The 12412-nt window shown below is 44.9% G+C and carries 8 protein-coding genes; all 8 read left to right on the top strand.

What is annotated here, in order from left to right; translation table 11 throughout:
- Positions 1-4 precede the first annotated feature (4 nt).
- Complete coding sequence (locus OO778_RS10435; RefSeq protein ID WP_264909720.1) at positions 5-1381, top strand: MATE family efflux transporter; 1377 nt, start codon at positions 5-7, stop codon at positions 1379-1381.
- Positions 1382-1568: 187 nt separating this feature from the next.
- On the top strand, positions 1569-2240 hold the full coding sequence (locus OO778_RS10430; RefSeq protein ID WP_005393230.1) for an ABC transporter ATP-binding protein: 672 nt from the start codon (positions 1569-1571) through the stop codon (positions 2238-2240).
- Positions 2221-4674: an ABC transporter permease gene (locus tag OO778_RS10425; protein WP_005393229.1), complete on the top strand. Its 2454-nt coding sequence runs from the start codon at positions 2221-2223 to the stop codon at positions 4672-4674. The genes OO778_RS10430 and OO778_RS10425 overlap by 20 nt, the downstream gene beginning before the upstream one ends.
- Entirely contained in the window at positions 4674-5798 is a 1125-nt protein-coding gene (locus OO778_RS10420; protein ID WP_046874817.1) for a lipocalin-like domain-containing protein, read from the top strand. The genes OO778_RS10425 and OO778_RS10420 overlap by 1 nt, the downstream gene beginning before the upstream one ends.
- A 329-nt stretch (positions 5799-6127) precedes the next feature.
- Positions 6128-7279 carry a Na+/H+ antiporter NhaA gene (gene nhaA, locus OO778_RS10415; RefSeq protein ID WP_065645321.1) on the top strand — a complete coding sequence of 384 codons (1152 nt, stop codon included), beginning with the start codon at positions 6128-6130 and terminating at the stop codon, positions 7277-7279.
- Between the two features lie 725 nt (positions 7280-8004).
- Positions 8005-8649 (top strand): TetR/AcrR family transcriptional regulator, encoded by a 645-nt coding sequence (locus tag OO778_RS10410; protein ID WP_005393225.1) that lies wholly within the window; start codon positions 8005-8007, stop codon positions 8647-8649.
- 62 nt (positions 8650-8711) lie between these two features.
- A complete protein-coding gene (locus tag OO778_RS10405) occupies positions 8712-10994 on the top strand; it encodes an acyl-CoA dehydrogenase (RefSeq protein WP_006742625.1) in 2283 nt (760 codons plus the stop codon).
- 174 nt (positions 10995-11168) lie between these two features.
- Positions 11169-12371, top strand: coding sequence for an enoyl-ACP reductase FabV (fabV, locus tag OO778_RS10400; RefSeq protein ID WP_006742624.1), 1203 nt, complete (start codon positions 11169-11171; stop codon positions 12369-12371).
- The last annotated feature ends 41 nt before the right edge of the window (positions 12372-12412 follow it).

Genomic DNA, 12412 nt, shown 5'->3' with positions numbered 1-12412 from the left:
GCTTGTGACTTTTCTCTCTCAACTCTCAATACATGCAGATAAAGCATTCTTACGTCGCTTATTCGCGATCGCGCTACCAATTACACTGCAAAGCATGATGTTTTCTAGCCGAAGCCTCGTCGATGTGCTTATGCTCGGCCAACTTGGTGAAGCTGAAATAGCCGCTGTTGGGGTAGCGGCGCGCGCGACGTTTGTTACTACCATCATGTTAGTTGGGGTGACGACGGGTGGTGCATTACTGACCGCACAATATTGGGGGGCGGGCGATAAAGTCGGGGTACGTCGCAGTACCGCTTTAACATGGATGATAGCCATGGTGTTTGCCGCCATTGCCGTTACTTTGTTTGTTATTTTCCCACAGCCAATCATGGGTTTGACCACGGACTCCCAAGAGGTGATTGAGTTAGGGGCCAGCTATGTAATTATTTCATCCGTTAGCATGTTTGCTGTTGCGTGTGTCGCTAGTATGTCGGTGGGCTTGAGAGCGATGCACCAACCGGGGCTGAGCACATTTTTTAGTGGTATAGGAATTCTGTCTAATGTTTTCCTCAACTGGGTGTTAATTTTTGGTCACTTAGGTTTTCCTGCTTTAGGGATTACAGGGGCAGCCATTGCAACGGTTATCAGTGGCGCGATCGAAGTCGGTTGTCTATTTGGCTATTTATGGCTGAAGAAACACATAATTGCATTTGGTTGGGATGATATACGCGCAGGTTTGGTTTTAGACAAAATAACGCGTTTCTTGAGCCTTTCCTTACCGACCACATTTAACTTTTTGGCATGGGCTGGTGGATTGTTCGCTTACCATGCCATCATGGGGCAAGCGGGTGTGCAAGGTTTGGCAGCGTTGTCGGTGATGACGCCCGTTGAGTCAATCGCTCTCGCTATGATGATTGGCCTATCGAATGCAGCTGCGGTTTTAGTGGGTAACCAACTCGGCGCGAAAAACTTTGAACCTGTGTATTACCAAGCTTGGGCTACGGTCATTTTGAATGTTTTGATCGCATTTGTGGTCGCTGTTATATTGATCGTGTCCAATCAATGGATCCTTAATGCGTTTAGTGCACTGACAGCGGATACTCGCCAGTTAGCTGAACAGTTTATGGTGATTCTTGCTTTAGGTGTCGTACTACGCTCGGTGCCGATGATGGTCATTGTTGGGGTATTACGTGCAGGTGGTGACGTTAAGTTTTGTTTGTATCAAGACATTCTTGCGCAGTGGGTGATCGGGATTCCACTCGCGGCATTTGCAGCGATTCAGCTCGGTTGGGACCCACAATGGGTTTACTTACTCTTTTTGACCGAGGAAGTTGTGAAGTGGACGATTTGTCTGCCAAGAATGGTGAGCCGAAAATGGATGAAAAACCTTATCGGTCAATAGAGGTAAACAGAGCTTTCTGCAGCTGCAAAAATCTGCTCAATACGTCAACAAAATTAGGAACAGAAAGTGAATCGAGTTGCATTTGTACTCTCATAGTGTGATCAAGCATTCAAAATACTTTCTACTAACAGGATTTTAGTGTAGATTCTGATCCCAATTTTTAAATACCATCCGAGCGGCATAATCAATGTTAAAACTGTCAGACCTATGTAAAGGCTATGTAGATGGGGGAGAATTTCACCCTGTATTACAAGGGGCAGAATTAACATTACAGCAAGGTGACCAAGTCGCTCTGATGGGAGAAAGTGGTTCGGGTAAAAGTACTTTGCTGAACTTAATTGCCGGACTGGATACTGCAGACTCTGGTGAAGTTCAGTTTCCAAATTTTGCCATGCATGATGCGCCAGAGCATTTGAGAACCCTTTATCGCCGCAACAATATTGGTAATATCTTCCAACAGTTCAACCTGCTTCCTACGCTCAATATTGCCGACAATATTCGTTTTTGTCGTCAGTTAAAAGGTTTGCCAGAAGATAAAGAGTTGTGGCGTCAAATTCTTTCTGCTCTGGATTTAATGCCTCTGCTAGGCCGTTACCCGGAAGAAGCATCTGGTGGTCAGCAACAACGTGCTGCTATTGCTCGCGCACTCTATATGGAACCTAAAATCCTACTCGCTGATGAGCCAACTGGTAGCCTAGACGAGCGAAACGCAGAAGCGGTAATGCGCTTATTGACGAGTCTCGCTCGCCAACTGGAGTGTACTTTGCTGTTAGTGACGCACAGTGAAAAAGTGGCGGCCCATATGGAAGGTAAGATTCGACTTCAAGGAGGGCAACTGCATGTTATGGCCCGTAGTTAAGGCACTACTCGGTCATTACCGTCGTTACCCACTACAAATTATTCTTGTCTGGCTAGGGTTAACCTTAGGCGTGTCCCTTCTTGTTGGTGTTACTTCTATCAACCAGCATGCAAAACAAAGTTATGCGACAGGAGAAAAGCTTTTCTCCAATCCTTTGCCATACCGAATCCGAACTAAACACTCTGCCAATAAAATCCCTCAAGGTTTCTATATCCAGTTGCGTCGAGCTGGGTTTAACCAATGTGCGCCGTTTGACGTGCTGCATCTAGATGCTAAAACCGATATGAGCTTGATGCTGGTGGGGATTGATCCTGTCGCGATGATTCCATTGCAGCAAGGCAAATCTTTGGGTGAGATGCCCGTTCTATCATTAATGAAACCTCCTTATCCCATTCTAGTCAGTCAAGATTTGGCCGCTTACATGAGTTGGCAGGATGGGGACTTTATTGAGATGAATGACGGAAGTCGTCTCGGACCGATTCAAGTCGATAAAAACAAAATGCTCTCAGGGACTCGACTGGTTACTGATATATCGTTGTTGCGTATGCTCAAGCGGAGCTCAGGTTTATCTGCGATTTCTTGTGGTGAAATGCCAGAGGAAAAGCTAATAGCACTGAAAAATATGCTTCCCAATGGCATGACGCTCGTTAGGAATACGCGTACGGAGCTTGAGTCGTTAACTAATGCATTCCACATGAATCTCACTGCGATGGGGATGCTGTCATTTTTGGTCGGGTTGTTTATTTTTTATCAAGCGATGTCTTTGTCATTTATTCAGCGACAACGTTTGGTGGGTATTTTGAGACAGACGGGGGTCAACGGAACGCAGTTGGCTCAAGCATTGTTGTTAGAGTTGTCGTTGCTCGTCTTTATTGCGTGGGCGTGTGGTAACTTTTTTGGTTTGATCTTGGCAAATGAGCTGATCCCTGCAGTCTCATCGAGCCTGAGCGATTTGTACGATGCCAACGTAGGCTTAACAATAGGATGGTCTTGGCAGTCCAGCTTATATAGTCTGATCATGGCAGCGATGGGCGCATTAATATCGTGTTTGTGGCCATTGATTCGTTTGTTGAAGTCACAGCCAATTCGTCTATCTTCTCGACTGTCATTAATGCGATTTGCAGGGCGTGAGTTCTCTTGGCAGGCTCTTGCTGCGTGTGCGTTTTGTGTCGCGGCAATCGCAGTGTATCAAGCACCGAAAACACAAGAAACTGGCTTTGCCATTATTGCGCTGATGTTGGTTAGTGTGGCCTTGTTCATGCCATTTATTATGTGGCATATGTTCCAGAGCTTTTCTTACACCATGCGTTGGGTACGTGTACGTTGGTTTTTTGCCGATGCGGCTGCGAGCATGAGTTATCGCGGTGTGGCAACAATGGCGTTTATGTTGGCACTGGCGGCAAATATCGGCGTAGAAACGATGGTAGGCAGCTTTAGGGATACAACCGATAAATGGCTCAGCCAGCGATTAGCAGCGGATATTTATATCTATCCGACAAATAACTCAGCAGCTCGGATGAGTGCATGGCTGCAAAACCAACCAGAAGTCAACTCGGTTTGGTGGCGTTGGGAAAAAGATATGCCAACCGAGCATGGTGCTTTGCAAGTGGTGAGCACAGGCTCTTCTGAAGGTGAGCTAGATGCACTGACGGTAAAGCTAGGTGTCCCGAATTACTGGTATCAACTGCACGCGACCAAGAGCTTGATGGTGAGTGAATCGATGGCCTTGAAGTTGGATATTCGTCCAGGAGACTTCATTAACTTGCAGGAACCACTAGGTGGAGACTGGCAAGTCGTTGGTGTTTATTACGATTATGGAAACCCGTATAACCAGGTGATGATGTCGCACCGGAATTGGCTGTATGCATTTGCAGGGACGGGCAATGTTGGCCTTGGTGTGGTGTTAAAAGATAGCGTTAATGGGGAGGGGCTGAAAAATCGCTTAGAAAATGTATTCCGCCTTCCACAAGACCGTGTGTTTGATAATGGTAATATTTATAGTCAGGCAATGAGGGTATTTGATCATACCTTCGCTATTGCAGGAACCTTGGGCAACATCACGCTGATTATTGCTGTGTTTGGCTTATTCTTCGCGACATTGGCGGGCGAGCTGTCGCGGCAGCGGCACTTCTCTTTGCTGAGATGTATGGGTGTATCCGGAAAGGAACTTGTCGCATTGGGTGGTTTGCAGTTGTTTGTCTTCGGGGCCATTTCCGCGATTATTGCGGTGCCACTTGGTCTGGCACTTGCACACTTGATCGTTGATATTATCATTAAGCAATCATTCGGTTGGTCTCTGGAGCTTCAAACGATCCCTTGGGAATACGCTCAAACTATTGCTTGGGCGATGCTTGCCATCATGATTGCCGGCGCATTGCCAGTTATTAGAATGATTAAGAGTACGCCAATGAAGTCATTAAGGGACGCGTTGTAATGAAAAAAGTGGGCTCTAAAAAACGCTTGTTAGTTTCAACGATCATTGTTATTACGTTTGCCTTTTTGACCGGGGCTGCTTTTTACTCAACTTTTTGGTTGGAAGCGACAGCAACACAAGAAAGCGAGCTTAATTCTATTCTAACGCGTGAAAATCAAACGATTTTCGAACCTGTATTACCTGACGAGCATGTCTCTTTACCGTCAGACTTTCGTTTTCATCCTGAGTACCAACATGAATGGTGGCACTACTTTGCGAAACTGAAAGATGAACAAGGGAAAATATACAATGTTCAATGGAGTTACTTCAGGGTCGCGACAGACGAGCGAGAAACCAGCGGATGGCAAAACCCTCAACTGTACATTTCACATGTTGTCGTTAGCCATGGTTCGCACGTCTGGAAAGAGCAACGTGTAGCGAGAGGCGGGATAGGCCAAGCTGGCATGACTAATCGTCCTTTCAGGTTATGGATTGATAATTGGACGTGGCGTTCACTTGGTGCAACGCCTTTCCCTGGTAACTTGAATGTGACTACCGATACGTTTGGTTTAGATCTCAATACTATGACAAATGGCCCCTTTGTCGTGAATGGAGACAAAGGTTTTCAGGTTAAACACGCGTTGCAATCTGTTGCCTCTTTCAGTTTTAGTGCGCCATTTTTAAAGGTGAAAGGGAGTTTGAACATTAATGGCAAACGCTTCTCTGTTGCTGGCTCTGCTTGGGCTCAGAAAGAGTGGGGCAGTGGCTTAATTGGTGAAGGGCAACAGGGTTGGGATTGGTTTGTATTCAATTTAGATGATGGTCGAGCACTGACTGTCAGCCGCTATCGCCACCATGGACAAACACCGCACGTGTTTGGCACCTTGTCCACACGCTCAGGTAAAGTCATCAATCTCTCAGATGATGATATCAGTATTAAACCAATGCAAGTGACCAGTTTATCAAATGGAAGAAGGCTGCCTTTGCAGTGGATTATTAATATTCCAAAGCATCAAATTAACTTGACCACTCGTATTATCAAATCAGATATGTGGCTTCCTTTTGTTATACCGTATTGGGAAGGTCCTACCTTAGCTTCTGGCTCCAACGAGGCTTGGGGCTTTATGCAGCTCACCGGTTATTAAATTCTGATAAAAACCACCCCAATGGGTGGTTTTTTAGTGGATGAAACTTCCTGAATTTTTCTCAAAAGTATGGGGTTATCATGACAGTACATGCCATGTTATGCTGATTTTCTCATAATCTTGATAAACATTTGGCGCGATAACCACAAGTACGCGCTGTGATCAAAATTGAGTGTTATGTTGGAAAATACGATGTATAGTAAACTTCATATCGGAAAAATCGAAGTTTATACTCTGAAGAAGCGATTATTCTAAAGTTTTCGACCGCTATACACTCTTATCATTCTTTGTTAATCGTTTATTAAGATAATAAATATAAGGACGAAACCATGAACGATGTCATTCGTGACTTTTTCAAAATGGAATCAGCTGGTGGTATTCTTCTCGTGATTGCCGCGGCAATTGCGATGACCATTGCTAACTCACCGCTGGGCGAAACTTATCAATCTGTACTGCATACTTATGTATTTGGTATGTCAGTTTCTCACTGGATTAATGACGGCCTAATGGCTGTTTTCTTCTTACTCATTGGCCTTGAAGTTAAGCGAGAGCTACTTGAAGGTGCTTTAAAATCAAAAGAAACCGCAATTTTCCCTGCGATTGCAGCGGTTGGCGGTATGTTAGCTCCTGCTCTTATTTACGTAGCCTTTAATGCCAACGATCCTGAGGCGATTTCTGGTTGGGCAATTCCAGCGGCGACAGATATCGCTTTTGCTTTAGGTATCATGGCGTTATTAGGTAAGCGTGTACCAGTAAGCCTAAAAGTGTTCTTGCTAGCGCTTGCTATCATCGATGATTTGGGTGTGGTTGTTATTATCGCGCTATTTTACACCGGTGACCTGTCGTCCATGGCGCTGCTTGTTGGCTTCATCATGACTGGTGTCCTATTCATGTTGAATGCAAAGGAAGTAACAAAACTTACACCATACATGATCGTCGGTGCGATCTTATGGTTCGCGGTGCTTAAATCTGGTGTTCACGCAACATTGGCAGGTGTAGTGATTGGTTTTGCTATCCCACTAAAGGGAAAGCAGGGCGAACATTCTCCACTTAAACATATGGAGCACGCGCTTCACCCATACGTGGCATTTGGTATTCTGCCTCTATTCGCATTTGCCAATGCAGGGATTTCGTTAGAAGGCGTATCGATGTCAGGTCTAACTTCAATGCTGCCACTCGGTATTGCTTTGGGTCTACTGGTTGGTAAGCCTCTAGGTATCTTTACCTTTAGCTGGGCAGCGGTAAAAATGGGCGTTGCTAAGTTACCTGAAGGCGTTAACTTCAAGCATATCTTTGCGGTATCTGTGTTGTGTGGTATTGGCTTTACAATGTCTATCTTCATTTCCTCTTTAGCGTTCGGAAATGTAAGTCCTGAATTTGATACCTATGCTCGACTCGGTATCTTAATGGGTTCGACGACAGCAGCATTACTTGGCTATGCCTTACTGCACTTTTCTTTGCCTAAGAAAGCGCAAGCGTAAGATAAAAATGCGCTATTTTGTAAAGCCTCCCACTCGGGAGGCTTTTTTATACCCATAGTTCAGTACATCAGCGACTTAATAGCGACACTTTCGTATTGAGCGGATGTCTAGACCATGGAGATGAACGGAATCATCGAAAAAGGTAGGTTGGTAGATCTGCGGGCGAAAAAAAGCCCAGCCGAAAATTTGACTGGGCGGATACAAACATAGGAGTTAATAAGAAAAAAGCAGCAACGTAACAATTAGATGGAAACAAGTTTGACGGCCAGTGAAACTTAAAATGCCCTAGTTGTTACATTTATTCAGACCGAGCCTTTTCCAAACAGTTCCATTTTTTTTCAAAAAAAATTCGATTTAATTCTTTCTGCCCGCTTGTATCGTAAAGAAGTATGAGAAGAGGCGAACAGCGTAACCAACTTAATGGCGGTTTGAAACTCGATAGCCCTCTTTTCTATAGTAGCTATAAACTTAAATTGCATTTCAAACCCGCACCTCCTGCTCCGACCGCCTAACGACATTGCTAGCGTTTCAAATAAGATGGTTTGCGAAACTTGGTCATTTTCTTCAGGCGAGCATCATTTGCTTATTAGACTTAAATTCAAAAGATTAGATCACACCTTCTAAGTTCTGGTCAGACCAATTGGTGAAAGTGTGATGTTAATCATTTGTTAATCTAAAGTTTCAGGAGTATATTTTCAAACAGTTGTTTAATACGAGTGATTAAAATGGCCCCGAGAACATCAACAAAAGAAAAAATACTCGATGTCGCAGAAGGACTCTTTGCTGAACATGGTTTTAATGATACTTCGCTAAGAACGATAACAGGTAAAGCGAACGTCAACTTAGCATCGGTAAATTATCACTTTGGCGATAAAAAAACGCTAGTTAGAGCGGTTTTAGATAGATACCTAGAAGCGCTCATGCCGAGCATTAAAACCTCACTAATTGAGTTAAATACGCGTGATAGCTACGACATGGACGACGTCTTTGAGTCATTGCGTTTACCTTTGCGTACATTAAATGATGTGCGCCCCAATGGTACTGCATTATTCATGTTGTTAATTGGCCGTGGTTACACAGACGTACAAGGTCATCTGCGTTGGTTCATCACCACTCGATATGAAGAGGTACTTAACCTCTTCACCTTCTCGATAATGAAGGCAAACCCGGAACTATGTGAGGAGCAGCTGTTTTGGCGACTGCACTTCACGCTAGGTACCTGCGTATTTACGATGGCTTCAAGCCAGGCTCTTTCGGAGCTTGCTGAAAGTAAATTTGAAAAGGAAGTCGATGTGAAATCTGTCGTCGATTTGCTGATTCCTTATTTGTCAGCAGGAATGTCAGCGAAGCAGTTGGCACAAGACAAATAAGAAAGTTAAACCAATAATAAAATTATGCCCAGAGCGGTTACGTGAACAAAAGGATCTGAACTATGAGCTCTCTACGAAGAAAATGGATTAGTGACCCAGCTTTTAAAGTGTTCAAAAAAGTATTGCCACCTCTCTCTAGCACTGAGAAAGAGGCAATGGAAGCGGGTAGTGTATGGTGGGATGCCGAACTATTTTCAGGCAAGCCTAACTTCACTACATTGCACCATTATCCAACGCCGACACTGACAGCAGAAGAGCAGTCGTTTATGGATAATGAGCTTGAAACCCTGCTAGAAATGCTTGATGACCAGAAGATTGTCAAAGAAGATAGGGATTTACCGCCTGAAGTATGGGAGTACTTACGTAAAGAGCGATTTTTCTCACTGATTATTTCAAAAGCGTATGGTGGTCGTGAATTTTCCGCTTTAGCGAACTCAACCATTGTTTCTCGTATTGCGACTCGTAGCATCAGCACCGCTGTATCGGTAATGGTACCGAACTCTCTTGGTCCAGGTGAGCTTTTATCGCACTATGGCACGCAAGAGCAAAAAGATTACTGGTTGCCTCGTTTAGCTGATGGTACCGACATTCCTTGTTTTGCATTAACAGGGCCTGAAGCGGGATCTGACGCCGGTGGTATACCAGATCAGGGCGTAGTTTGTTATGGCACTCACGAAGGCAAAGAAGTGCTTGGCGTGCGAGTTAGCTGGAATAAACGCTACATCACACTTGCGCCAGTGGCGACTGTACTCGGATTAGCATTTAAGCTACAGGATCCAGAAGGGCTACTTGGTGATAAGAAAGAGGTTGGAATCACATGTGCGCTGATCCCCGCTGACCATGAAGGTGTCGAGATAGGCGAGCGCCATGATCCTCTGGGTTCTGCATTCATGAATGGTCCGACTCGTGGTGAAGATGTCTTCATCCCTATGGACTGGTTGATCGGTGGCGCTGATTACGCAGGTAAAGGTTGGCGTATGCTGGTTGAGTGTCTTTCTGCTGGTCGTGGTATCTCTCTCCCAGCGCTTGGCACAGCGATTGGTCATCTTACTACACGTACAACCGGTGCTTATGCTTACGTGCGTAAACAGTTTGGTATGTCGATCGGTAAGTTTGAAGGTGTCGCAGAAGCAATGGGGCGCATTGGTGGTCTTACTTACCTACTAGAAGCGACACGTACGCTGACGACGACTTCTCTCGATATGAAAGAAAAACCTGGGATTGTAACCGCGATTGCCAAGTACCACATGACGGAAATTGCTCGTACTATTCTAAATGATTCGTTTGATATTCATGCAGGTCGTGCGATTCAAGATGGCCCAATGAACTATCTTGCTAAACATTATCTCGGTATTCCAGTTGCTATCACTGTTGAAGGCGCTAATATTCTGACTCGTAACCTGATGATTTTTGGTCAAGGTGCGACTCGTTGTCACCCATATGTACTGAAAGAAATGGAAGCCGCGGCGAATCCAGATTCTGAACAAGGGGCGAAAGAATTTGACAACTTGCTCTTTAAACACATCAAACATGCGGTAGGCAATACATTTGGTGCATTTGGCGCGGCGCTAACTGGTTCTCGGTTTGTAAAAGCGCACATGAGTGGCCCAACACAGCAATACTACAAAGAAATCACAAGATTAAGCCGAGCGCTTGCCGTTAGTGCTGACTTCGCGATGTTAACACTAGGCGGTGATTTGAAGCGTAAAGAAATGATTTCTGCACGTCTGGGTGATGGCTTAAGTTATCTATATATGGCGTCTGCCGCACTGAAAAAGTATGAAGATGAAGGACGTCAACAAGGCGATCTAGATTTTGTCCACTACGCCGTTCAACATTGTTTGTATAACGCATCTAAGTCATTAAATGAGGCTTATACCAACTTCCCTGTGAAATACGTTGGCGGTGTGCTGAAAGGGTTATTGTTCCCACTTGGCAATCATTTCAATAAGCCAAGCGATGAACTGTGTGTGAATCTGGCGGAAGCGATGATGACGCCAGGAGCACAACGTGATCGACTCACGCATCTTTGCTACATCGGAAAATCCGACGACGACAGCGTAGGCTTAATGGAGAATGCCTTCCTCGCAATGTACGAAATCAAACCATTAGAGCGTAAGCTTATGAAGGCGGCGAAGGATGGGAAAGTGGCTCGTAAAGGTCTGCTACACGACCGTCTGCAGCAAGCATTTGAAGCAGGCGTGTTAACTGAGCAAGAAATTGACCAAATCATGGCGGCAGACAAATTGCGTTACAAGGCGATTCAAGTTGACCACTTTAGTCATGACTTTTCTGAAGTACGAACCGATTGCCCAAAAAAGTCGCATTTGAACCCGGCGGCATAGTAAACCGTTAATACTACGAAAAGCACCTCAATGAGGTGCTTTTTTGTGTTCTTGCTGAGTGGATGTTGGGATAGTGCTCCAACCACTTGCCTTTTCAGAGCATTTTTACAGAAATTAGATGCGAAATCCCGACGAAACTTTTATCCTAACAAGGTTTTTTAAAGGAAGTTGAATATGATCATCAAACCTAGAATTCGTGGATTTATCTGTACTACAACGCACCCTGTTGGTTGTGAAGCTAACGTAAAAGAACAAATTGCGTACACTAAAGCGCAAGGCCCAATCAAAAACGCACCTAAGCGCGTTCTTGTTGTCGGTGCATCAAGTGGCTACGGTCTATCTTCTCGTATCGCTGCGGCATTTGGTGGCGGTGCATCAACTATCGGTGTTTTCTTCGAAAAAGAAGGTACTGAGAAGAAACCAGGTACGGCAGGCTTCTACAATGCAGCTGCTTTTGAAAAGCTAGCGCGTGAAGAAGGCCTGTACGCAAAAAGCCTAAACGGCGACGCTTTCTCAAATGAAGCGAAACAGAAAACTATCGAACTGATCAAAGAAGATTTAGGTCAGATCGATATGGTGGTTTACTCACTGGCTTCCCCAGTACGTAAAATGCCAGAAACTGGCGAGCTAGTTCGTTCAGCGCTTAAGCCTATTGGTGAAACTTACACATCAACTGCCGTTGATACCAACAAAGATGTGATCATCGAAGCAAGTGTTGAGCCTGCAACAGAAGAAGAAATCAAAGACACAGTAACCGTTATGGGCGGTGAAGACTGGGAACTTTGGATTAATGCACTGTCTGATGCTGGTGTTCTTGCTGAAGGCTGTAAGACAGTCGCGTACAGCTACATTGGTACTGAGCTAACTTGGCCAATCTACTGGGATGGCGCACTAGGTAAAGCGAAAATGGACCTAGATCGTGCGGCGAAAGCGCTAAACGACAAGTTAGCAGCGACAGGCGGCAGTGCAAATGTTGCTGTACTTAAATCTGTTGTAACTCAGGCAAGTTCCGCAATTCCTGTTATGCCATTGTACATTGCAATGGTATTCAAGAAAATGCGCGAAGAAGGCGTACACGAAGGCTGTATGGAACAAATCTACCGTATGTTCAGCCAACGTCTGTACAAAGAAGATGGTAGCGCAGCAGAAGTGGATGAGATGAACCGTCTACGTCTGGATGACTGGGAACTTCGTGACGACATTCAGCAGCACTGTCGTGAACTATGGCCTCAAATTACGACTGAGAACCTAAAAGAACTGACTGACTACGTAGAGTACAAAGAAGAGTTCTTGAAACTATTTGGTTTCGGTGTTGAAGGCGTAGATTACGAAGCGGATGTAAATCCAGCGGTTGAAGCTGATTTTATCCAAATCTAATCGAATGACTGATTAGACAACCGATATACAAAAGGCGCTCA

The organism is Vibrio sp. STUT-A16, assembly GCF_026000495.1.
GTDB lineage: Bacteria > Pseudomonadota > Gammaproteobacteria > Enterobacterales > Vibrionaceae > Vibrio > Vibrio diabolicus.
This window is presented reverse-complemented; position numbering and strand designations above follow the sequence as displayed.

What these genes read in the sequence shown, in the direction of transcription:
- OO778_RS10430 (WP_005393230.1), top strand. Translation starts at nt 1,569, where the DNA reads ATGTTAAAACTGTCAGACCTATGTAAAGGCTATGTAGATGGGGGAGAA.
- OO778_RS10425 (WP_005393229.1), top strand. Translation starts at nt 2,221, where the DNA reads ATGTTATGGCCCGTAGTTAAGGCACTACTCGGTCATTACCGTCGTTAC.
- OO778_RS10420 (WP_046874817.1), top strand. Translation starts at nt 4,674, where the DNA reads ATGAAAAAAGTGGGCTCTAAAAAACGCTTGTTAGTTTCAACGATCATT.
- nhaA (WP_065645321.1), top strand. Translation starts at nt 6,128, where the DNA reads ATGAACGATGTCATTCGTGACTTTTTCAAAATGGAATCAGCTGGTGGT.
- OO778_RS10410 (WP_005393225.1), top strand. Translation starts at nt 8,005, where the DNA reads ATGGCCCCGAGAACATCAACAAAAGAAAAAATACTCGATGTCGCAGAA.
- OO778_RS10405 (WP_006742625.1), top strand. Translation starts at nt 8,712, where the DNA reads ATGAGCTCTCTACGAAGAAAATGGATTAGTGACCCAGCTTTTAAAGTG.
- fabV (WP_006742624.1), top strand. Translation starts at nt 11,169, where the DNA reads ATGATCATCAAACCTAGAATTCGTGGATTTATCTGTACTACAACGCAC.